The sequence below is a fragment of the Nocardioides sp. OK12 genome, assembly GCF_024341885.1.
In the GTDB taxonomy this organism is placed as follows: Bacteria; Actinomycetota; Actinomycetes; order Propionibacteriales; family Nocardioidaceae; genus Nocardioides; species Nocardioides marinisabuli.
Genome location: NZ_BNET01000008.1, coordinates 24275 through 44130 on the forward strand (window position 1 = coordinate 24275; position 19856 = coordinate 44130).

22 protein-coding genes are annotated in these 19856 nt (G+C 73.3%); 14 read left to right on the forward strand and 8 right to left on the reverse strand.

The features are described from left to right. The first annotated feature begins 43 nt into the window (after nucleotides 1–43). Together OCU29_RS18025 and OCU29_RS18030 are read left to right on the forward strand one after the other, a co-directional pair. Nucleotides 44–1189, forward strand: a complete 1146-nt coding sequence (locus OCU29_RS18025) for a PspC domain-containing protein (RefSeq protein WP_261821005.1) — start codon at nucleotides 44–46, stop codon at nucleotides 1187–1189. Next, a complete protein-coding gene (locus OCU29_RS18030) occupies nucleotides 1186–1452 on the forward strand; it encodes a hypothetical protein (RefSeq protein ID WP_261821006.1) in 267 nt (88 codons plus the stop codon). Before OCU29_RS18025 ends, OCU29_RS18030 begins: the two co-directional genes overlap by 4 nt. Here OCU29_RS18030 and OCU29_RS18035 read toward each other — a convergent pair. Then, on the reverse strand, nucleotides 1449–2510 hold the full coding sequence (locus tag OCU29_RS18035) for a glycerophosphodiester phosphodiesterase family protein (protein ID WP_261821007.1): 1062 nt from the start codon (nucleotides 2508–2510) through the stop codon (nucleotides 1449–1451). The two genes, OCU29_RS18030 and OCU29_RS18035, sit on opposite strands and share 4 nt — an antisense overlap. Before the next feature lie 285 nt (nucleotides 2511–2795). On the opposite strand from OCU29_RS18035, the gene OCU29_RS18040 reads away from it, so the two are divergent. Then, nucleotides 2796–3278 (forward strand): DUF6328 family protein, encoded by a 483-nt coding sequence (locus tag OCU29_RS18040; protein WP_179614072.1) that lies wholly within the window; start codon nucleotides 2796–2798, stop codon nucleotides 3276–3278. A 150-nt stretch (nucleotides 3279–3428) separates the two neighbouring features. Here OCU29_RS18040 and npdG read toward each other — a convergent pair whose 3' ends face one another. Next, nucleotides 3429–4100: an NADPH-dependent F420 reductase gene (gene npdG, locus OCU29_RS18045; RefSeq protein WP_179614073.1), complete on the reverse strand. Its 672-nt coding sequence runs from the start codon at nucleotides 4098–4100 to the stop codon at nucleotides 3429–3431. Between the two features lie 153 nt (nucleotides 4101–4253). Here npdG and OCU29_RS18050 point away from each other — a divergent pair, with 153 nt between their 5' ends. Together OCU29_RS18050 and OCU29_RS18055 are read left to right on the forward strand one after the other, a co-directional pair. Beyond that, nucleotides 4254–6344: an acyltransferase family protein gene (locus tag OCU29_RS18050; protein ID WP_261821008.1), complete on the forward strand. Its 2091-nt coding sequence runs from the start codon at nucleotides 4254–4256 to the stop codon at nucleotides 6342–6344. Between the two features lie 48 nt (nucleotides 6345–6392). Next, on the forward strand, nucleotides 6393–7421 hold the full coding sequence (locus tag OCU29_RS18055; RefSeq protein WP_179614075.1) for an LLM class F420-dependent oxidoreductase: 1029 nt from the start codon (nucleotides 6393–6395) through the stop codon (nucleotides 7419–7421). Nucleotides 7422–7428: 7 nt separating this feature from the next. Here the strand turns inward: OCU29_RS18055 and OCU29_RS18060 are convergent, their stop codons facing one another. Continuing rightward, nucleotides 7429–7686 (reverse strand): rhodanese-like domain-containing protein, encoded by a 258-nt coding sequence (locus OCU29_RS18060; RefSeq protein ID WP_261821009.1) that lies wholly within the window; start codon nucleotides 7684–7686, stop codon nucleotides 7429–7431. A 63-nt stretch (nucleotides 7687–7749) separates the two neighbouring features. Here OCU29_RS18060 and OCU29_RS18065 point away from each other — a divergent pair, with 63 nt between their 5' ends. The 3 genes from OCU29_RS18065 to OCU29_RS18075 are packed head-to-tail and all read left to right on the forward strand — an operon-like array spanning nucleotide 7750 to nucleotide 9984. Then, nucleotides 7750–8355, forward strand: a complete 606-nt coding sequence (locus OCU29_RS18065) for a TetR/AcrR family transcriptional regulator (RefSeq protein WP_261821010.1) — start codon at nucleotides 7750–7752, stop codon at nucleotides 8353–8355. Nucleotides 8356–8360: 5 nt separating this feature from the next. Beyond that, on the forward strand, nucleotides 8361–9137 hold the full coding sequence (locus tag OCU29_RS18070; protein ID WP_261821011.1) for a maleylpyruvate isomerase family mycothiol-dependent enzyme: 777 nt from the start codon (nucleotides 8361–8363) through the stop codon (nucleotides 9135–9137). Nucleotides 9138–9168: 31 nt separating this feature from the next. Continuing rightward, the gene (locus tag OCU29_RS18075; RefSeq protein WP_261821012.1) at nucleotides 9169–9984 is read left to right on the forward strand and encodes an MBL fold metallo-hydrolase; all 816 of its coding nucleotides are present in this window, start codon (nucleotides 9169–9171) and stop codon (nucleotides 9982–9984) included. Nucleotides 9985–9990: 6 nt separating this feature from the next. Here the strand turns inward: OCU29_RS18075 and OCU29_RS18080 are convergent, their stop codons facing one another. Next, nucleotides 9991–11196: an MFS transporter gene (locus OCU29_RS18080; RefSeq protein WP_261821013.1), complete on the reverse strand. Its 1206-nt coding sequence runs from the start codon at nucleotides 11194–11196 to the stop codon at nucleotides 9991–9993. A 118-nt stretch (nucleotides 11197–11314) separates the two neighbouring features. Between OCU29_RS18080 and OCU29_RS18085 the strand changes: the two genes are divergently transcribed. Further along, a complete protein-coding gene (locus tag OCU29_RS18085; RefSeq protein ID WP_261821014.1) occupies nucleotides 11315–12733 on the forward strand; it encodes a hypothetical protein in 1419 nt (472 codons plus the stop codon). A 25-nt stretch (nucleotides 12734–12758) separates the two neighbouring features. Then, a complete protein-coding gene (locus OCU29_RS18090; protein ID WP_261821015.1) occupies nucleotides 12759–13259 on the forward strand; it encodes a hypothetical protein in 501 nt (166 codons plus the stop codon). Here OCU29_RS18090 and OCU29_RS18095 read toward each other — a convergent pair. From OCU29_RS18095 to OCU29_RS18105, 3 genes are read right to left on the reverse strand one after another with little or no spacing between them, the layout of a single operon-like run. Continuing rightward, a complete protein-coding gene (locus tag OCU29_RS18095) occupies nucleotides 13204–13914 on the reverse strand; it encodes a hypothetical protein (RefSeq protein WP_261821016.1) in 711 nt (236 codons plus the stop codon). The genes OCU29_RS18090 and OCU29_RS18095 overlap by 56 nt on opposite strands. A gap of 49 nt (nucleotides 13915–13963) precedes the next feature. Then, nucleotides 13964–14119 carry a TraR/DksA C4-type zinc finger protein gene (locus OCU29_RS18100; protein ID WP_261821017.1) on the reverse strand — a complete coding sequence of 52 codons (156 nt, stop codon included), beginning with the start codon at nucleotides 14117–14119 and terminating at the stop codon, nucleotides 13964–13966. Continuing rightward, the gene (locus tag OCU29_RS18105; protein WP_261821018.1) at nucleotides 14116–15018 is read right to left on the reverse strand and encodes an NAD(P)-dependent oxidoreductase; all 903 of its coding nucleotides are present in this window, start codon (nucleotides 15016–15018) and stop codon (nucleotides 14116–14118) included. Before OCU29_RS18105 ends, OCU29_RS18100 begins: the two co-directional genes overlap by 4 nt. A gap of 148 nt (nucleotides 15019–15166) precedes the next feature. On the opposite strand from OCU29_RS18105, the gene OCU29_RS18110 reads away from it, so the two are divergent. Genes OCU29_RS18110 through OCU29_RS18120 form a run of 3 tightly spaced genes read left to right on the forward strand, consistent with a single transcriptional unit; the run spans nucleotide 15167 to nucleotide 17843 of the window. Beyond that, nucleotides 15167–16126: a MetQ/NlpA family ABC transporter substrate-binding protein gene (locus OCU29_RS18110; RefSeq protein WP_261821019.1), complete on the forward strand. Its 960-nt coding sequence runs from the start codon at nucleotides 15167–15169 to the stop codon at nucleotides 16124–16126. Between the two features lie 47 nt (nucleotides 16127–16173). Further along, nucleotides 16174–17184 carry a methionine ABC transporter ATP-binding protein gene (locus tag OCU29_RS18115; RefSeq protein WP_261821020.1) on the forward strand — a complete coding sequence of 337 codons (1011 nt, stop codon included), beginning with the start codon at nucleotides 16174–16176 and terminating at the stop codon, nucleotides 17182–17184. Next, entirely contained in the window at nucleotides 17184–17843 is a 660-nt protein-coding gene (locus OCU29_RS18120) for a methionine ABC transporter permease (RefSeq protein ID WP_179614088.1), read from the forward strand. Before OCU29_RS18115 ends, OCU29_RS18120 begins: the two co-directional genes overlap by 1 nt. A gap of 7 nt (nucleotides 17844–17850) precedes the next feature. Here the strand turns inward: OCU29_RS18120 and OCU29_RS18125 are convergent, their stop codons facing one another. Further along, nucleotides 17851–18600 carry a MerR family transcriptional regulator gene (locus OCU29_RS18125; protein ID WP_261821021.1) on the reverse strand — a complete coding sequence of 250 codons (750 nt, stop codon included), beginning with the start codon at nucleotides 18598–18600 and terminating at the stop codon, nucleotides 17851–17853. 97 nt (nucleotides 18601–18697) lie between these two features. Between OCU29_RS18125 and OCU29_RS18130 the strand changes: the two genes are divergently transcribed. Further along, nucleotides 18698–19846, forward strand: a complete 1149-nt coding sequence (locus OCU29_RS18130; RefSeq protein WP_261821022.1) for an acyl-CoA dehydrogenase family protein — start codon at nucleotides 18698–18700, stop codon at nucleotides 19844–19846. Nucleotides 19847–19856 lie beyond the last annotated feature (10 nt).

Below are 19856 nucleotides of genomic sequence, written 5' to 3' on the forward strand. Positions count from 1 at the left end.
TTCCCCGATGGTGCCGCGGGCCGCGGCGGCGCAGGCTGGACCCATGACCACGACACCACCCGAGGCACCCGGGACACCCGGGACACCCGGGGCACCCGAGGGCACCGACGCCGGTCCCGACGACCAGGGCCCCCGCGTCAGCGCCGCCCAGGTCCGCGACCTCTCCAGCCTGCGCCGCTCCTCGACCGACCGCCACGTCGCCGGGGTCGCCGGCGGCCTGGGCCGCCACCTCGACGTCGACCCGGTGGTCCTGCGGGTCGCCTTCGTGGTGCTCGCCTTCTTCGGCGGCGCCGGCCTGCTGCTCTACGTCGCGGGCTGGTTGTTCGTGCCGCGCGACGACACCGGGGAGGCCACGATCTCCCTCGACGCCCGGAGCCGCACGGTCGTCCTGGTGCTCGTCGGCGCCGTGGCCGGGCTCGCCCTGCTCGGCGACGTGGTGGTCGGCTCGGGCGGCGACTGGTGGTTCCCGTGGCCGCTGGTGCTGGTCGCGCTGCTGGTGGCCTGGCTGCTGTCGCGCCGCGACGAGCGCCGCGACGAGCGCCGCGACCGGACCGCGGAGGTGGCGCCGGCCGAGGGGACCCGCTCCCCGCGGCGCCGCGGTCCGCGGCTCTTCCTCTTCACCCTGGCCCTGGTCGCCCTGGCGGTCGGCGTGCTCGGCACCGCCGACCTCGCCGGCGCCCCCGTGGCGGCGGCGGCCTACCCGGCGCTCGCGCTGGCGATCGTGGGTGCCGTGCTCGTCGTGGGCTCGTTCTTCGGCCGGGCCGGCGGGCTGATCCTCGCGGGGCTGCTGCTGGTGCCCGTGCTGGGCATCGCCGCGGCCGCCGACCACTACGAGGGCGACGACCTCCTGCGCACCCCGACCTCGGCCGACGCGCTGGCCGAGAGCTACCGCATCGACGCCGGCGAGATGGTCGTCGACCTGACCTCGATCGGCGACCTCGACCGGCTCGACGGGCGCACCCTGACCCTGACGGCCGACCTCGGACGGATCGAGGTGCTGGTGCCGGCGGGCCTCGAGGTGGTCGCCGCCGGCACCGCTTCGGCCGGCCACATCGCCCTCTTCGGCGACGAGACCGGCGGCCTCGACGTCTCCCTTCGCCGCACCAGCCCCGACCGGCCGGTCGGCGCCCCCACACTGACCATCGAGGCCGAGGTCGGCCTCGGCGAGATCGAGATGAGGACCCCGTGAACGAGCACGCCGTCGACCCGACGGACCAGCCGGACCAGACCGGGCAGGCCGACGAGGACTGGTGGGCCCGGGGGCGTCACCCCGTCAACGTGGGCCAGCTGGTGATGGGCCTGGCCTTCCTCGGCCTGGTGACCATCTGGGCGGTGCTGGCCGCCGACGCCCTCGACGGCGACGCGCTGCGCTGGCTGCTGCCGGTGCCGTGGCTGGTCGCCGGCGCGGCCGGCCTGCTGGCCACCACGGTCGGCGCCGCCCGCCGCCGCTAGCTCGCGGTGCGCACCCGTGGGCCGACGGAGTGGGCGTCGCGGGCGGCCACGACGACGTCGGGGTGGTCGGTGATCAGTCCGTCGACGCCCAGGTCGAGGAGCAGGGTGGCGTAGCCGGCCAGGTCGCCGTGGTCCGCCTGGTCGCGGAAGGGCGCCGGCAGGTACGCCGCCTCGGCGCGCAGGGTCCACACGTGCACGCTCAGCCACTCGCGGTGGGCGTCGCGCACCAGGTCGGAGGCGACCATCCGGCCGGCGACGTCGCGGGTGACCAGGCTGTGCCGGGCGCCGATCCCGTCGGCGTACCGCTCGATCTCGGCGAGACCGGCCGGGGAGGCCAGGTCGGCGAAGGTGCGGGGGTCGCCGAGGGCGGCCAGGTCGGCCGGGCGGCGGTCGAGCTCGCCGAGCAGCTGGACCAGCGGCACCCTCAGCAGGGGCGCGAGCTGCTGCAGCGCGGTGGGCTCGAAGGTCATCACCGTCACGCGCGAGCGGGAGTGGTCGAGGCCGTGGCGGCGCAGGTCGGCGACCAGCGGGTCGACCAGCGACAGCCCCTGCGCGGCGGACCAGGCCGGGTCCTTGAGCTCGACCATCACACCGATGCTGCGCCCCCGCGCCACCGACTCCTCGCCGACCATGGTCAGCACCTCGTCGAAGGTCGGCACCGGGTGCAGCCCGTCGTGGGCGGCCGAGCCCGGCCGCAGCTCGGCCAGGCGCTCGCGTGCGCGGAGGCGTCGTACCTGCTCGAGGGTCAGGTCGTCGGCGAACCAACCGGTCGTCTCGACCCCGTTGACGAGCTTGGTGGTGCGCAGCCCGGCCAGCTCGGGGTGGTCGGCCACGTCGGTGGTGCGCGAGAGCTCCTGCTCGTGCCGGGCCAGCAGCACGCCGTCCCGGGTGCTCACCAGGTCGAGCTCGATGTCGTCGGCCCCCAGCGCGATCGCCGCACGGTAGGCGGCCAGCGTGTGCTCGGGCAGGTAGCCGCTGGCGCCGCGGTGGGCGACGACGGCGGGGGTCACGGCGAGCGAGGACGTACGGCGGGTCGGACGCGGCATCTGCGTGGTCACACCCCCACGGTGCGTGGGGCCTCGAACGACGCGGCGACGCCCAGGTGAACGGACGGTGAGCCCTGGGCGGCCGGATCAACGTCACACCCTCCCCGCCGGTGGTCGAGCAGCGAGCGCCCACCCCACCGGGTCTCGTTGCCCCCCGCCGTTGGTTGAGCAGCGAGGGCCGAAGGCTCGAGCGTCGCCGAAACCCCGTGACCCCACGTCGTACGGCAGGTGGGCACCTCGCCGGCGCTCGTCACTGCTCGACCGACGCAGACGCTTGTCGTTGGGTAGGTTGCCGTCATGGCGAGCTGGGAGCCACGGGGGTCGGGGCGCGAGGAGACGATCGACGAGCAGGCGGACCGCAAGTGGAACGACCTGTTGCAGGAGCTGCGCGTGATGCAGACCGGCACCCAGCTGATCGCCGGGTTCCTGCTGACGCTGCCGTTCCAGAGCAAGTTCGACGAGCTCGACACCTACCAGCGCACCCTCTACCTGGTGATCGTGGTGGTCGCCCTGCTGACCACGGCCCTGGTGGTGACGCCGATCGCGGTGCACCGCCGGATCTCGGGCCGCCACGTCAAGCAGCGGCTGGTGCGGGTGGCCGAGCTGTTCGTGGCCGGCGTGCTCACCGGCATCGGGCTGCTGCTGGTCGGCATCAGCATCTTCGTCTTCGACGTGGTGCTGGGCCGCACGGCCGGCGTCGTCGCCGGGGTGCCGCTGCTGGCGGTGGTGCTGCTCCTGCTGGTCGGCGTACCCCAGCGGATGCTGCGCCACTCCTCCTGAGACGACGCCTCACTGCCACGCGAGAAGGGTCGTGGTCCGGGTCGTGTACCCACGGACGCGCCCAGGCGCGTCCAGGACCCACGACCCAGACCACGACTCAGGCCACGACCCGGTGTCACGGTCGCGGCGGCTGCGCGACCAACGGCGAGGTCAGACGCCGGAGATGCGCACGCCGGCGTGGGTCTTGTACTTGCGGTTGATGGAGATCAGCACGGCGGTGAAGGGCTCGAGCTGGCGGGCGAGGCGCAGCTTGCCGGCGTCGATGCCGCGGCGCGAGGTGACGGCCTCGGCGAGGTCCATGGCGACCTCCTTGGCCTCGACGACGTCACCGACGACCAGGACGTCCTCGTCGAGGTAGTCGTCCTCGCCCCACAGCAGCACCGCGGAGACGTTGTGGAAGGCACCGACCACGGTGGCCTCGGGCTGCAGGCGCTGGGCCTCCTCGGCGGCCGAGCCCTCGCCGCCGTCGATGACGCGGCCGTGCGCGCCGCGCTTGTCGAAGGCGAGCGGGTTGACGCAGGAGATGACCGTCTTGCCCGCGAGCGGGAGCGACTCGACGAGCTCGGCGTGGCCGTCGTACGGCACGGCGAGCAGCACGACGTCGGCCTCGCCGATCGCGTCGGCGTTGGCGGCACCGGTGACCGAGCCGGCGCCCTCGACGCCCGCGAGCCGCTCGGTGACCTCGTCGGCGACCGGGCCGGCCTTCTCCGCCGAGCGCGACCCCAGGACCACGCTGTGGCCGGCCTTCGCGAACCGGTAGCCCAGCCCCTTGCCCTGCGGCCCGGTGCCGCCGATCACTGCGATGCGGTAGGTCGTCGTCACGCTGGTGCTCCTCGGGGCTCGGCGAAGTTCTGGGCCGCGCCGGGCGGGTCCCGCCCGGGCGCCACGCGATCATGGCACCCTCGTGGCGCGTAACGATCGGCCCGGTCGCCTGTTAAGACCATGAGGGCCGGAGCGACATGGGGAGGCACGAGCGTGGCGGCAGGCAGCGGCAGCAGGCACCGCGCCGACGTGCAGGGCCTGCGTGCCCTGGCCGTCGTGCTGGTCATCGCCGCCCATGCCGGGGTCCCGTTCCTCGACGGCGGCTTCGTCGGCGTCGACGTCTTCTTCGTGATCTCCGGGTTCCTGATCACCGGGCTGCTGGTGCGCGAGGTCGAGGCCGAGGGCCGCCTGTCGTTGGCCGGGTTCTGGTCGCGTCGGGCGCGCCGCATCCTGCCCGCGGCCACCCTGGTCCTGGTGGTGACGCTGGCGGCGGCGCTGGTGTGGCTCCCGCTGGTCAACGCCCGCGACCTCGTCGACGACGCCGTCTGGTCGGGCCTGTTCGCCGCCAACCTGCACTTCGCCGGCGAGGGCGTCTCCTACTTCGCCGAGGGCACCGGCCCCTCGCCGCTGCAGCACTACTGGTCGCTGGCGGTCGAGGAGCAGTTCTACGTCGTGTGGCCGCTGCTGGTGCTCGGGCTGGCCGCGCTGGCCGGCCGCGCCGGGCGCCCCGGCCTAACCCGCCGGGCCCTGCTGGTCGTGCTGGTGGTGGTCAGCGGTGCGTCGCTGGCCTGGTCGCTGGTCTCGACGGCGGCCGACCCGGCGGCGGCGTACTTCTCCACCCCGGCCAGGGTCTGGGAGCTGGGGGTCGGGGCGGTCCTCGCCCTCGTGCTGCCGCGGCTCGCGCCGCGGGTGCCGCGCCTCCTGTCGTGGCTGCTGGCCCTCGCCGGCCTGGGCGCCATCGGCGTCGCGTCCGTCGCCCTGTCCCCCGCGACCCCGTTCCCCGGGGCGGCCGCGCTGCTGCCCGTCCTCGGCGCCACCGCGCTGGTGGCCGCCGGCAGCACGAGCGCCGGTCACCCCGCGCCGGTGCGCTGGCTGCTGACCTGTCGTCCGGCCCGGGTGCTGGGCGACTGGTCGTTCTCGCTCTACCTCTGGCACTGGCCGGCGCTGGTGATCACCGAGCAGCACCTGGGCCGCGCCCTCACCGTCACCGAGCGCCTGGTGACCGTGCTGGTGGTGCTCAACCTGGCCGCGCTGACCTACCGCTTCGTGGAGACGCCGTTCCGCAGCGGCCGGCTGGCGGTGCGGCTGCCCTCGCCGCGGCCGCTGGTGCTCTACCCGGCCAGCCTGGTGCTGGTCGTCGGCGCCGCGGCCGGGTCGTGGCACTACACCGAGTGGCGTGGCGGTGAGGGGGGCGACAACCCCGCCATCCAGGTGCAGGGCGAGCGCGACCACCACGACGAGACGGTCGCGCTGGTCAAGGCCTCGGTGCGCGCGGCCCGCCAGGAGGTCGCCATCCCCAGCAACCTCACCCCCGACCTGCTCGACCTGCGCCAGAGCATCGCCGACGTCGGCGAGTGCGACTACGAGAACGACGTACGCCGCCTGTGCGTGCGCGGCGACGCGACCGGGGACCGCACGGTCGTGGTCATCGGCGACTCCCACGCCCGGGCCTGGATCCCCGCGATGGAGCGGATCACGCTCGACTCGGGGTGGCGCGCGTTCTACCTGGTCAAGCCGCAGTGCCCGGCCGGCCACGTGAGCGTGGCGCCGCTGAAGGAGTCCGTGGTCTTCACCGGCTGCGACGAGTTCCAGGACTGGGTCACCGACCAGGTGGCCGCCCTCTCCCCCGACCTGGTCGTGGTGTCCTCCTCCCCGCCGGTCAACGGGGTGTGGGTCGAGGGACGGCGGGTGCTGACCATCGAGAAGATCGCCCCGGAGCTCGAGCGCGGCTACGACGAGCTCTTCGACGAGCTGCGCGACCACGCCGGCCGCGTGGTCGTCATCAAGGACGTGCCGAAGTCGGCCACCGACCCGGGCGAGTGCCTGACCTCGGCGACCCCCAGCCTCGGCTCGTGCATGTTCGAGCCGGTCGAGCGCTCCACGATCCTGGGCGACATCGTGGTGAAGTCGGCGCTGCTGGCCGGCGCCGACGTCGTCGACCCGACGCCGTGGCTGTGCTTCGAGGGCGACTGCCCCGTCGTCGTCGGCGGCACCCTGACCTACCGCGACACCGACCACCTCACCACCGAGTACGCCGCCGGCCTCGCCGGGTCGTTGGGCCGGGCCCTGAGGATGACCGACTGACGGTCGGGCTGCCGCGACGGTGACAGCGGCGCTGCTACGGTCACGTCCATGAAGCTGTCGATGCCCCTCGTCTACGCCGGCAACCCGCGGGAGACCGCCGACCAGGTCGTCGACCTGGAGAAGGCCGGTCTCGACATGATCTGGGTGGCCGAGCCCTACGGCTTCGACTCGCCCACGCTGATGGGCTACCTGGCCGCCAAGACCGAGACGGTCGAGATCGCGGCCGGCATCCTCAACGTCTACTCGCGCACCCCCGGCGCGCTGCTGCAGACCGCCGCCGGCCTCGACAACGTCTCCGGCGGACGCGCGGTCATCGGTCTGGGCGCCTCGGGGCCGCAGGTCATCGAGGGCTTCCACGGCATGCCGTACGAGAAGCCGCTGGGCCGCACCCGCGAGGTGATCCGCCTGCTGCGCTCGGGCCTGCGCCACGAGAAGCTCGAGGCCGACGGCATCTTCACGCTGCCGCTGCCCGCCGACCAGGGCCTGGGCCTGGGCAAGCCGCTCAAGCTGCTCAACCGCCCCGAGCGCCCCTCGATCCCCCTGTGGGTGGCCGCGCTGGGCGACGCCAACGTCGCGATGACCGCCGAGGTCGCCGACGGCTGGCTGCCGTTCCTCTTCTTCCCCGAGAAGGCCCACTCGGTGTGGGGCGAGGCGCTGGCCAAGGGCACCGCCAAGCGCTCCGAGGAGCTGGCCCCGCTGGAGATCAGCGCCGGCGGCATGGTGGCGATCGGCGAGGACGTCAAGGGCATGCTCGACTTCATGCGCCCGATGTACGCGCTCTACGTCGGCGGCATGGGCGCGCGCGGCAAGAACTTCTACAACGAGATGGCCTGCAAGTACGGCTACGAGGCCGAGGCCAAGCAGATCCAGGACCTCTACCTCGACGGCAAGAAGAAGGAGGCCGAGGCGGCCGTGCCGCTGGAGTGGCTGGAGGCCGGCAACCTCGTGGGCCCCGCGTCGTACGTCCAGGAGCGCATCGCGGCCTTCCGCGAGGCCGGCGTCACCAACCTGCAGGTGAACCCCGCCACCGAGGACCCCGCCGCGACCATCGCGCAGGTCAAGGAGTGGGTGTCCTGAGCCTCGCTCAGCCCCGGACCGCCAGCCAGGCCTGGTAGCCGCCGCACAGGTCGGTGGCGTTGACCAGGCCGAGCTGCTGCAGCGTGTGCGCGGCCAGGCTCGAGCCGTAGCCCTCGTTGCACACCAGGACCACCCGTCGCTCGGCGTCGTCGGCGCCCGGGAGCTCCCCGTCGCGTCGTCGCTGCTCGACCGGACGGATGTCGACGACGAGCGCGCCGCCCGCCTGGACGGCGGCGAGCTCCTCGGGGGCGACCCCGTCACCCATGTCGTGAGGATACTGCTGCGCCGACCCCTTGACCCGGCGCGCCCGCAGGCGCATGATCGAACAATGTTAGGCCAGCCGAACGTCGATAGGGCGAGCCGGCGTCGCCAGGACACCCACGACGAGATCCTCGACGCCGCCTGGGCGGTGGTGCGCGAGACGGGCTGGTCCGGGCTGACCCAGCGGCGGGTGGCCGAGCGGGTGGGGATGCGGGCGCCCTCGTTGTACGGGCACTTCGCCTCGAAGCTCGCCATCGTCGACGCCATGTTCGGCCAGGCCTGGGCCGAGTTCGACGCTGCCTCCTCGTCCCTGGAGGAGGCCCTCCCGGAGGATGCCCGGGGGGCGTTGCTGGCGGTGGCCACGATGTGGCTCGACGCCATGGCCGCCGACCCCGAGCGGCACGCGCTGATGAACCAGCGCCCCGTCCCTGGCTTCACCCCCAGCGAGGAGTCCTACGCCTGCGCGGTGCGTTCCCTGGAGCGCCTGCACCAGCTGCTCGACCGCTACGAGATCACCGACCCCGACGCCTCCGACCTGTGGACCGCGCTCCTCGCGGGCCTGGCCGGCCAGCAGAACGCCAACGACCCCGGGGGCGAGCGCTGGCGTCGCCTCGTCCCCCGCGCTGTGGACATGTTCCTCAGCGAGGTCGGCACCCACACCGCACGGAGGTAGAGCAGATGAGCACCACCGACCGGCCCCACACCCGCAGCGGGCCCCGACGGCCCCGGATGGACCGCGAGACGGCGATGCGGCTCGCCGAGACGGAGTACGCGCGCTTCCTGGCGCTGCTGCGCTCGCTGACGCCCGACGACTGGACCCGTCCGACCGACTGCCCGGCCTGGGACGTGCGCGCGATGGCGGGGCACACCACCGGCATGGCGCTGATGGCGACGGGGCTGCCGCAGACCCTGCGGCAGAGCATGCTCGCCAAGCGCCGCGGCGGCGAGCCGCTCGACGCCCTCACCGCCCTGCAGGTCGACGAGCACGCCGACCTGACGACCGCGCAGCTGGTCGACCGGTTCGCCGAGGTGGGGCCGCGCGCCGCTCGGGGCCGCCGACGCTCGCCGGCCGTCGTACGCCGGATGAAGCTGCCCGACGCCCAGGACGTCGGCGGGCGGCGCGAGCACTGGACCATCGGGTACCTCAACGACACGATCCTCACCCGCGACCCGTGGATGCACCGCATGGACATCTCGCGGGCGACCGGGCGCGAACCCGAGCTCACCGCCGACCACGACGGCGTGCTGGTGGCCGACGTGGTCGCGGAGTGGGCCGAGCGGCACGCCCGCCCCTACCGGCTGCACCTCACCGGCCCGGCCGGCGGCGACTTCTCCGCGGGCTCGGGCGGCCCCGAGCTGTCGCTGGACGCCGTCGACTTCTGCCGCCTGCTGTCGGGGCGACCCGCCCCGTGTCCCACCACGCACGACCTCCTCGACGTGGCCGTGCCCTTCTGACGACACCTGTGCACGCACCGAGGAGACGACGATGCACACCCACCGCACCGACCAGGACGTCACCGTCCTCAACGACATGAGCGAGATCCCCGGGCTGGGCTTCCTGCCCGTCAACGCCTTCGTGGTCCACGCCGAGCAGCCGGTCGTGATCGACACCGGCCTGAGCACCGACGACAAGGACTTCGTCACGTGGCTGGGCGAGGTGATCGACCCCGCCGACGTCCGTTGGATCTGGCTGACCCACCCCGACCGCGACCACACCGGCGGGCTCTTCGACCTGCTCGCAGCGGCGCCTCGGGCTCGGGTGGTGACCACCTTCATCGGCGCCGGCATCCTGAGCACCGAGCGGCCGCTGCCCATGGACCGGGTCCACCTGCTCAACCCCGGGCAGCGACTCGACGTCGGCGACCGCGAGCTGTCGGGGCTGCGTCCGCCGCTCTTCGACAACCCGGCCACGGTGGGCGTGGTCGACCACCGGACGGGGGCGCTCTTCTCCTCCGACTGCTTCGGCGCACCACTGCCCACGGGCGAGCTGGCCCTGGCCGGCGACGTGCGCGAGGTCGACCCCGACGACCTGCGTGGCGGCCAGCTGCTGTGGGCGGGCGTCGACAGCCCCTGGGTGCACACCGTCGACCCGGCGAAGTACCGGGCGACCGTCGACCCGATCCGGGCGATCGACCCGTCGACGATCTTCAGCACCCACCTGCCCCCGGCCCGCGGGCTCAACGAGGCCCTGCTGGCGATGCTGCACGAGGCGCCCGACTCGCCGCCGTTCGTCGGCCCCGACCAGGCCGCGCTGGAGGCGATGCTCGCGCAGTTCGAGCCGGAGCAGCCGCTGGGGGTGTGATCGGGGTCAGACGCTGCGCACGCGTCGGATCGGGGACAGCGCCACGATCACCGCCGAGATCCCGAACACGGCTGCGATGCCGAGCAGGGTCGGCCCCTGGTCGAAGACCGTCAGGGCCGCGCCCCCCAGGATCGCTCCGAGCGCACCGGCGGTCCGGTTGACCGATCGACGCGTCGCGTTCGCCCGGCCCAGCTGCCTGTCCGGCGTGACGAGCTGCCAGTAGCCGGTGTCGTTGGCGTTCTCGGCCCCCATGGCCAGGCCCTGCAGCGCGAGCGCTGCACCGAGCAGGGCGACCCCGGCGGGCACCTGGGGAGCGATGGCCACCAGCACCCAGGCCCCGGGGTGCACCGCCCGGGTCGTGATGATCGTGGGACCGGTGCCGAGCCTGCGTCCCATCGCGGGCGCGAGCGTCGCTCCGAGGAGCCGCGCGACACCACCTGTGGCGACGAGGAGGCCGAAGACGACCGCCGGGAGAGCCATCTCCCGCAGGGCCACGATTGCGAGTGCGGTGAAGGCTGCCCCGTTGGCGAGGAACCAGACGTGGGTGGACACCGCCAACGGTCCGAGCGTGGGATGCCGGTAGGTCCACCGCAGGCCTTCACCGATCTCCCGGCGCAGGTGCCGATCTGCTGTGCGTTCCGGTGGGCTGTCGTCGATGCCGAGCCTGGCGTTGAGGAGGGCATCGACCAGGTAGCTGACCGCGTCGACGGCGATGGCCACGGGCGCGCCCAGCAAGCCCACCAGTCCGCCACCCAGAGCCGGACCGAACGTCTGCGCCGAGGCGTCGCCCTGGTCGAGCCTGGCGTTGGCTGCGACCAGTCGACAGCGAGGAACCAGGCGCGGCAGCAGGGACTGGGTGGCAGCGAACCCGAACACCGAGAACGCGCCGAAGGCCAGCAGCAGCACGACGAGTGACCACACGCCGAGCAGCCCGCTCGCCCACAGCACCGGGATCGCGCCCAGCGCGAGGGCCCGCCCGAGGCTGCTCCACACCAGGACCCGCTGGCGTCGCCACCTGTCGGCGTAGGCCCCGGCCACCAGCCCCAGCGCCGCGTAGGGAAGGAACTGGGCAGCATTGACGACGCCCACGGCGAGCGCCGATGCCTCCAGCTCGCGGACCACCAGCACGGGCATCGCCACGGCCGTGACCGCCGTGCCGAACGAGCTGATGGTCGCTGCCGCCCAGAAGCGGCCGAAGCGCTCACCTGCCACTGCCATCTCCTGTCGTGGACCGCCACATCTCAGCACACCGCGGCCTGCGGGTCGACGGGTTGGCGCAGGTCAGGGCAGGTGCGTCGGGACTGTCGGTGCCGGGTGCTTGGGTGAAGGCATGAGCAGCGCGGCCCCGGTGAGCGACCTGGTGGAGGAGCAGATCCTCGCCAGGGCGGCGGCGTGCGCGGATGACCAGCGCCGGGCTGGGGTGGAGCTGTTGGTGCTGGCCTACGAGTGGGCCATCGGGCACCCCCAGCAGCGGCTCAGCCCCCGTGCAGCGGTCAAGGCGGGTCGGGAGCAGGCGCGTGCCTACGGCGGGGACGGCACCCCGGAGGTCACCGAGTTCGCGGCCGCGACGTTCGGTGCCGCGATCGGGCGCACGTCGTACGCGGGGCGGCGGTTGATGGCCGCGGCGCTCGATCTGCGGCTCCGCCTGCCGTTGCTGTGGTCACGGGTGCAGGCCCTGGAGGTCCGCGACTCCTACGCCATCCACGTGGCCGACAAGACCCGCCACCTGTCGAAGGCCGAGGCCGCGTGGGTCGACGGTGAGGTCGCCGAGTCCGCGGACGGCCGGCTCCCGTGGAGCAGGTTCGCGGCACTGGTCGAGGGCAAGGTCGCCGCGGCAGCGCCGGCGCTGGCCCGCGAGGCCGACGAACGCCGCGCGAAGGCACGGTTCGCCAAGCGGATCGGGACCAGCGAGAACGGGATGGCCAGCTTCCTCATCCGCGCCCCGCTCCCGGTCATCGAGGCCCTCGACGGCGCGGTCACCGAGCTCGCCCGCCGCCTGCGCGCCACCCAGCCCGACCCGGTCAGCGACACGGGACCCGACGATCCCGACGGCCCGGGACATCTGGATGACCTGCGGGTGCACGCGGTGGCGCTGCTGGCCGACCCGGCCGCGGCCGCACGGGCCGGTGAGGCCGGTGTGGACCTGCGGGACCTGATGCCCGACGTGACCCTGTTCGTGCACCTGCACGACGGCGGTACGGCGGCCGGTGCCCGCGACATCGACGCCGAGGGCGAGGAGCTGGACCGGGTCGCGCGCGTGGAGGGCCACGGCCCGGTCACCGAGTCCTGGCTGCGCGGGGTGCTGGGGCGCTTCGCGCGGTTCGTGGTGCGCCCCGTCATCGATCTGGCCGACCAGAGCCCGGTCGATGCCTACGAGATCCCGGCCCGGCACCGCCGCGCGGTGCAGCTGATGACCCCGGCCGACTGCTTCCCCTGGGGCGCCTGCACCAGCCGCACCATGCAGACCGACCACACCGACCCCCATGCACGCGGCGGGCCCAGCCAGGTCGGCAACTACGGCCCCCTCACCACCGCCCACCACCGGGTCAAGACCCACGGCGACTGGCAGGTCCGACAACCCTTCCCCGGCATCTACCTGTGGCGCGACGCCCACGACCACACCTACCTCGTCGACCACACCGGCACCCGCACCCTCGCCCCACCCGGCCCACCACCGCCGACCCGACCCCGCTCGACCTTCGAGATCTACAAGCCCGACTGGACCCTCGACATCGACTACGCCGCCTGAGCAGTGGCGCCGCTACCCTGCCCCCATGGCTGACGGGTGGGACATCGACGACGCAGAGGCCGACAGCTGGCTCGAGGAGTGGGCGGCCGAGGACCGCGAGGCGGCGGCGTACCTCGCCGAGCGCGTGCCCGGCCTGGGCGACGAGGTCAGCCCCGACGACGCCCGCTGGCTCGACGCGCTCACCGAGACCATCTCACCCTCCGACCTGCCCGACCCGGAGGACATCGAGTCGGCCAGCGCGGTGATGGCGCTGGAGCACGTCGACTGGTTGGGCCTGGCGCTCGGCGTCCGACGACGCGGGCCGGGCAGTGCCCTGGACCCGGCCGAGGTGCAGCGCGACATCGCCCACCTCGAGGACGTCGACGGCGAGATCGAGGACCCGTCCGGTCACCTGGCGGTGCTGGAGGCCGCCCTGCTGCACCTGGGCCCCCAGTGGCAGGACCTCGGCGTGCTGGACGCCGACGACCGGCTCACCGCACGGGGGGTGTGGGGACTTCCTCGCGCCCTGCACGTGACGTGGAGCTAGCCGGGCTCGACCCAACACCGTCCGGGCGACGGCCGGCAGGGCCGGCGCCCACAACGCACGCTCCCGCGGCCACGACGAGCAGCCCGGAGACCGCCTCCCACCACGGCCGGGCGTCGTAGGGACCCATGGCGTAGGAGAACAGGGCCACCGGCTGGGCCCCGAGCACGAGCAGGACCGCCGCTGTGCGCCGCCAGCCGTGCGCGAGCACCGCGAGGTGGACCAGCACCACCGGGGTCAGCAGCAGCCACACCCAGATCGTCACGTCGCCGCCGACGGGCTCGACCACCTCGCCCGAGAGACCGGAGCCGAGGGCGGTCACGCCCATCGCAGCCGAGCCCACCGCGGCGCCGGCCGCCGCCCCCGCCGACACCGGCCCGGGCCGGCGACCAGTGAGCGCCCACGGCAGCAGCACCAGCGCGGCCGCGAGCACCAGCAGCGAGGCCCCGGCGAGCTCCGACGCGATGCCCACCGGCTCCCACGGCGCCGCGGGGGCCAGGACGTCGTACCGGTGGTCCTGCCGTTCCAGGCAGCCGGCGCTGTCGACGTCGCCCCAGCCGCACACGCCGGCCCATCGCTGCCACGACGCCGCGGCCATCAAGGCTCCGGAGCCCGCCAGCAGCGCACCGGTGGTCGTCCTCAGTACTCGCAGCTGCATGGGTCCATCCTGCGGCACCCGCCGCCCCGTCGGAAGCACCCGCCCGCCCTCAGGAGCAGGTCTGCCCCCGCGAGGGCCGCTTGCGCAGGCTGGCGCACGCGATGCAGGTCGTGGCCCGCGGCAGCGCGGCCAGCCGCTCAGCCCCGACCGGCTGCCCGCACCGCTCGCACGGCGGGGAGGTGACGCGCTCGTCGAGCCGGGTCACGAGGACGCCCCCGGGTCGGCGAGCACGTCGCGCCACGAGTGCCGGGGGTCGAAGCCGACCAGCTCGCGCGCCTTGTCGATGGAGTAGAAGGTCTCGTCGCGCCCCATCGCCCTGCGCTGCTCGACGCCCTCGTAGAAGCGCTCCCGGACCTCGTCGGTGGTCGCGGCGACCGACATGTCGGCGTTGGCGACGTTGAAGACCTCGTAGCCCAGCCCGTCGGTCTCCAGGCAGCGCTGCACCATCTGGCCGAGGTCGCGCACGTCGATGTAGGCGAAGATGTTGCGCCGCCGCAGCGCCGGGTCCTCCAGGAACGGGGGGAACATCTCGGCGTACTCGTGGGGCTCGATCACGTTGTTGATCCGCAGCCCGTAGACGTCGGCGCCGGTGCGGGCCTGGAAGGAGCGCGCCGTCACCTCGTTGGCGACCTTCGACATCGCGTAGGAGTCCTCCGGCACCGTCGGGTGCTCCTCGTCGACCGGCACGTAGAGCGGCTTGCGCTCGCCCTGCGCGAAGCAGACGCCGTACGTCGTCTCGGAGGAGGCGAAGACGACCTTGCGCACGCCGAGCCGGGTCGCCGCCTCGAGCACGTGGTAGGTGCTCAGCACGTTGGTCTCGTACGCCGTCGAGTCCGGGGTCAGCAGGATCCGCGGCACGGCGGCGAGGTGCACCACCGCGTCGTACGACGGCTGCTCGGGCAGGTCGAGCTCGCCGAAGGTCGCCAGCCCCGCCATCGCGGAGTACGTCTGGCCGGCGTCGGTCAGGTCGACCCGCAGGTCGGCCACGTCGGGGTGGCCAAGCGGCACGAGGTCGGCGTTGGTGACCTGGTGGCCCTGCTCGGCCAGGAAGGGGGCGACGTGCCGGCCGGCCTTGCCGCTGCCACCGGTGAGGAAGATGCGCATGCCTCCAGCCAACCAGGCGGCCGGGCAGCGCCCCTCCCCCGCGGGCGTGTGACGCAGGTGACGCCGCCCAACCGCCGAAACCAGGAATGCCTCGGGCCGCCACGAGTTGTAGCGACGTTCCCCCACAGCAGACCCGGAAGGTCCCCTGATGCCCGACACCTCCCCCACCGACCCCACCAGCGGCTCCCCCGACCTCATCGAGGCGCCGCGCCGACGCCGCTGGCCGCTCGTGCTCGGCGGGCTCGTGGCGCTGGCCGTGGTGGCCGGCGTGCTCGTGGCCACCACCGGCGGGGACGACGACACGACCGCTGCCGGCGGCGAGACCGTGCGCATCGGCGTCGTCGGCGCCAGCGACCCCTACTGGGCCACCTACGAGGAGGCCGCCGCCGACGAGGGCATCGACGTCGAGATCGTCGACTTCGCCGACTACAACCAGCCCAACCCGGCGGTCGCCGAGGGCGAGCTCGACCTCAACCAGTTCCAGCACATCGTCTTCCTGGCCGACTACAACGTCGCCACCGGCGAGGACCTGCAGCCCATCGGCGCCACCGCGATCTACCCCCTCGGCCTGCACTCCAAGCAGTACGACGCCGTCGAGGACATCCCCGACGGCGCCACCGTCGCGGTCCCCGACGACGCCAGCAACCAGGCCCGCGCCCTGGTGCTGCTGCAGTCGGCCGGCCTCATCGAGCTCAAGAGCGGCGGCACGATCTTCTCCGACCTCGCCGACGTCGACACCGACGCCTCGCGGGTGCAGGTCGAGGCGCTGGCCGCCGCCCTGACCGCGACGTCGCTCGACGACCTCGCCGGGGCCGTGGTCAACAACGACTTCGTCGAGCGCGCCGGTCTCGACTTCGACGACGCCCTGGCCCAGGACGACCCGTCCGACTCCGCGGCGCTGCCCTACGCCAACGTCTTCGCGGCGCGCGCCGACGACCTCGACGACCCGACGTACCAGCGCCTCGTGGAGATCTACCAGGAGACCCAGGCCGTGCAGGACGGCGTGGTCGAGGTCTCGGGCGGCACCGCCGTCATGCTCGACACCCCGGTCGAGCAGCTGCAGGCCTCGCTCGCCGAGGTCGAGGCCGACACCCGCGACCAGGGCTGAGCCGGGTGGCCGCCGCCCCCAGCACCCCGCTCATCCGCCTGTCGGACGTGAGCCGCACCTTCCCCGCCCGCTCCCGGCGCGGGACGCCGGTACACGCCCTCGACCACGTCGACCTCGACGTGGCCGAGGGCGAGGTGCTGGGCGTGGTCGGCTACTCCGGGGCCGGCAAGTCGACCCTGCTGCGCCTGGTCAACGCCCTCGACCGGCCCACCAGCGGCAGCGTCACCGTCGCCGGCCACGAGGTCAGCTCGATGTCGGAGCGGGCGCTGCGCGAGGTGCGCCGCGACATCGGGATGATCTTCCAGCAGTTCAACCTCTTCTCCTCGCGCACCGTGTGGGGCAACATCGCCTACCCGCTGCAGGTCGCCGGGGTCCCCCAGGCCGAGCACCGGGCGCGGATCTCCGAGCTGCTGCACTTCGTCGGGCTCGCCGACAAGGCGCACGCCCACGTCGAGCAGCTCTCGGGCGGGCAGAAGCAGCGGGTGGGCATCGCCCGGGCGCTGGCCACCGAGCCGCGCATCCTGCTCGCCGACGAGCCGACCAGCGCGCTCGACCCGCAGACCACCGCGGAGGTGCTGGGCCTGCTGCGACGGGTCAACGAGGAGCTCGGCCTGACCGTCGTGCTGATCACCCACGAGATGGAGGTCGTGCGCTCGCTGGCCGACCGGGTGGCGGTGATGGAGGCCGGCCGCGTCGTCGAGCTCGGCGCGACGTACGACGTCTTCGCCTCCCCGCAGCACCCGGCCACGCAGCGCTTCGTCAGCACCCTGGTCGAGAAGGGCCCGCCCCCGCGGGCGCTCGAGCGGCTGCGCGAGCGCCACCCGGGCCGGATGGTGACCCTGTCGTTCCGCGACGAGCACGCCTCGCCCGCCGACGTCTTCGCCGCGTTCATCGAGCGCGGGGTCGGCTTCGAGCTGGTGCACGGCGGGGTCGAGGACGTCCGCGGGCGCACCTTCGGCCACCTCACCTTCGCCCTCACCGGCGACGAGCAGGCCGTGGCCGACGCGCTCGGGCACGCCGCCACCCTCGTCGAGATCACCGAAGGAGGCCCGTCCTGATGGACCGCCTGATCGAGCTCGACTCCCTCTTCGCCGAGGCGGCGCTGGAGACCCTCTACATCGTCGCCGTCACCCTCGGCATCGGCGGCGCCGGCGGGCTGCTGCTCGGCGTGCTGCTCTACACGACGCGCGCCGGCGGCATCGCGCCCCAGCGTGCGGTGCACGTCGGGCTCAACCTGCTCGTCAACTTCTTCCGCCCGATCCCCTTCGTCATCTTCATCGCCGCCGCCCAGCCGCTGGCCCGCCTGGTGGTCGGCATCGGGATCGGCAACCGGGCGCTGATCTTCGCGCTGTCGCTGGCCGCCGCCTTCGGCATCAGCCGGATCGTGGAGCAGAACCTGGTCTCGGTCGACCCGGGCGTCCTCGAGGCCTCGCGCGCGATGGGCGCCGGGCGGCTGCGCACCACCCTGACCGTGCTGCTCCCCGAGGCGTTCGGGCCGCTGATCCTGGGCTACACCTTCGCCTTCGTCGCGATCGTCGACATGGCCGCGATCGCCGGCGTGGTCGGCGGCGGCGGGCTCGGCGCCTTCGCCCTCACCTACGGCTACCGCCAGTACGACCCGCTGGTGACCTGGGCCGCGGTGCTCGTGATCATCGCCTTCGTGCAGCTCGTGCAGTTCGGCGGCAACCGGGCCGCGCGCCGGGTGATGCGCCGCTGAGGGTGCCTCAGTCGCGCGCCAGCGACCGGGTGATCACGGCGTTGGCGGCGCGCTGGAAGCCGGCCACCACCGCCTCGAGCGTCAGCCGGCGCAGCTGCGGCAGCTCGCGCTCGATCCGCTCCGCCTCCCCCGGGCCGAGCTCGCCGCGTCGGTACGGCGCCAGCAGGCCGCTGCGCAGGATGTCGGTGAGCTCCTCGACCAGCGAGGTCATGTGGCGCGCGATCGCGTCGCCGGCGGCGCCGACGCTCTCGGGCGGCACGTCGAGCGCGAGCAGGTCGAGGCCGATCTGGAGGTTGGGCATCGCCCGGTAGCGCCCGCCCGTTCCGTCCGTCCCGTCCGGCACCGGGTCGAGCAGCGCCAGCCGCTCCAGCAGCTCGAGGTCCTCGTCGCTCAGGGCACGCCCCGCGCGGGCGTCGAGCCCGGCGCGGTCGAGCTCCTCGGGGGCCTGGGAGGTCCACGAGGTCAGCATCGCCCGCTGCATCGCCAGCTCCTCGACCCCCGCGGTGGCCGGCACCGAGGCGACGTACCGCTCGATCGCCTGGAGGGTGAAGCCGTGCTCCTGCAGCGCGCGCACCAGCTCGAGCCGGGCGCGGTGCACGCTGTCGTAGTAGGCGACGCGGCCCCGCTTCAGCGGCGGCGGCAGCAGGCCGAGGCTGGCGTAGTAGCGCGTCGTGCGCACCGTCAGCCCGACGGCGGCGGCCAGCTCGTCGACCGTCAGCAGCGCGTCGGCGCCCTCGACCTCGCTGCCCACCGTCATGGCCCGGACTCTAACGCTTGAATTGTGACAGTTCTGCTGTCACAGTTCTGCTCGTACGGTCCGCACCCGCGGCAGGCACCACACCGGAGGCAACCTGATGGCCCAGCCCACCTCGATCAACACCCAGGAGCACGAGGACTTCCGCGCCATGGCGCGCGCCTTCCTGGAGAAGGAGGTCGTGCCCCACCACGAGCAGTGGGAGAAGGACGGCCAGGTCAGCCGCGAGGTGTGGCGCAAGGCCGGCGAGGCGGGCCTGCTGTGCTTCGACGTCGAGGAGCAGTACGGCGGCATGGGCGTGCGCGACTTCCGCTACAACGCCATCGTCGCCGAGGAGATCTCGAAGGTGGGCGCCAGCGGGCTGGGCTTCCCCGTGCACACCGACATCATCGTCCCCTACATCTCCTCCCTCGGCACCGAGGAGCAGAAGCAGCGGTGGCTGCCCGGCCTGGTCTCCGGCGAGCTGATCTCCGCGATCGCGATGACCGAGCCGGGCGCCGGCTCCGACCTGCAGGGCCTCAAGACCAGCGCCGTCGACAAGGGCGACCACTGGGTGCTCAACGGCTCCAAGACCTTCATCAGCAACGGCATCATGAGCGACGTCGTGATCGTGGTCGCCAAGACCGACCCCGACGCCGGGCACATGGGCTTCAGCCTGCTGGTCGTCGAGCGCGGAATGGCCGGCTTCGAGCGCGGTCGCAACCTCGACAAGATGGGCCTGAAGGCCCAGGACACCGCCGAGCTGTTCTTCGACAACGTCGAGGTCCCCAAGGACAACCTGCTCGGCACCGAGGGCCACGGCTTCATCCACCTGATGGAGAACCTGCCCCAGGAGCGGGTCTCCATCGCCTGCATCGCGGTCGCGGCCTGCGAGCACGTGCTCGACCTGTGCCTGGGCTACGCCAAGGAGCGCGAGGCCTTCGGCAAGCCGATCGGCACGTTCCAGCACAACCGGTTCCTGCTGGCCGAGATGGCCACCGAGGTCTACATCGCGCGCACCTTCGTCAACGAGTGCATCACCAAGCTCAACGCCGGCGAGGTCGACACCTCGCTGGCCTCGATGGCCAAGTGGTGGACCACCGAGCTGCAGAAGAAGCTCGTCGACCAGGGCGTGCAGCTGCACGGCGGCTACGGCTACATGATGGAGTACCCCATCGCGAAGGCCTACGTCGACAGCCGCATCCAGACCATCTACGGCGGCACCACCGAGATCCAGAAGGAGATCATCGGCCGCGGGCTCGGCATCTAAAGAAACCTCC

What these genes read in the sequence shown, in the direction of transcription:
- OCU29_RS18105 (WP_261821018.1), bottom strand. Translation starts at nt 15,018, where the DNA reads ATGCGCATCTTCCTCACCGGTGGCAGCGGCAAGGCCGGCCGGCACGTC.
- OCU29_RS18075 (WP_261821012.1), top strand. Translation starts at nt 9,169, where the DNA reads ATGCACACCCACCGCACCGACCAGGACGTCACCGTCCTCAACGACATG.
- OCU29_RS18060 (WP_261821009.1), bottom strand. Translation starts at nt 7,686, where the DNA reads ATGGGTGACGGGGTCGCCCCCGAGGAGCTCGCCGCCGTCCAGGCGGGC.
- OCU29_RS18130 (WP_261821022.1), top strand. Translation starts at nt 18,698, where the DNA reads ATGGCCCAGCCCACCTCGATCAACACCCAGGAGCACGAGGACTTCCGC.
- OCU29_RS18090 (WP_261821015.1), top strand. Translation starts at nt 12,759, where the DNA reads ATGGCTGACGGGTGGGACATCGACGACGCAGAGGCCGACAGCTGGCTC.
- OCU29_RS18025 (WP_261821005.1), top strand. Translation starts at nt 44, where the DNA reads ATGACCACGACACCACCCGAGGCACCCGGGACACCCGGGACACCCGGG.
- OCU29_RS18065 (WP_261821010.1), top strand. Translation starts at nt 7,750, where the DNA reads ATGTTAGGCCAGCCGAACGTCGATAGGGCGAGCCGGCGTCGCCAGGAC.
- OCU29_RS18040 (WP_179614072.1), top strand. Translation starts at nt 2,796, where the DNA reads ATGGCGAGCTGGGAGCCACGGGGGTCGGGGCGCGAGGAGACGATCGAC.
- OCU29_RS18120 (WP_179614088.1), top strand. Translation starts at nt 17,184, where the DNA reads ATGGACCGCCTGATCGAGCTCGACTCCCTCTTCGCCGAGGCGGCGCTG.
- OCU29_RS18095 (WP_261821016.1), bottom strand. Translation starts at nt 13,914, where the DNA reads ATGCAGCTGCGAGTACTGAGGACGACCACCGGTGCGCTGCTGGCGGGC.
- OCU29_RS18085 (WP_261821014.1), top strand. Translation starts at nt 11,315, where the DNA reads ATGAGCAGCGCGGCCCCGGTGAGCGACCTGGTGGAGGAGCAGATCCTC.
- OCU29_RS18110 (WP_261821019.1), top strand. Translation starts at nt 15,167, where the DNA reads ATGCCCGACACCTCCCCCACCGACCCCACCAGCGGCTCCCCCGACCTC.
- OCU29_RS18070 (WP_261821011.1), top strand. Translation starts at nt 8,361, where the DNA reads ATGAGCACCACCGACCGGCCCCACACCCGCAGCGGGCCCCGACGGCCC.
- OCU29_RS18055 (WP_179614075.1), top strand. Translation starts at nt 6,393, where the DNA reads ATGAAGCTGTCGATGCCCCTCGTCTACGCCGGCAACCCGCGGGAGACC.
- OCU29_RS18125 (WP_261821021.1), bottom strand. Translation starts at nt 18,600, where the DNA reads ATGACGGTGGGCAGCGAGGTCGAGGGCGCCGACGCGCTGCTGACGGTC.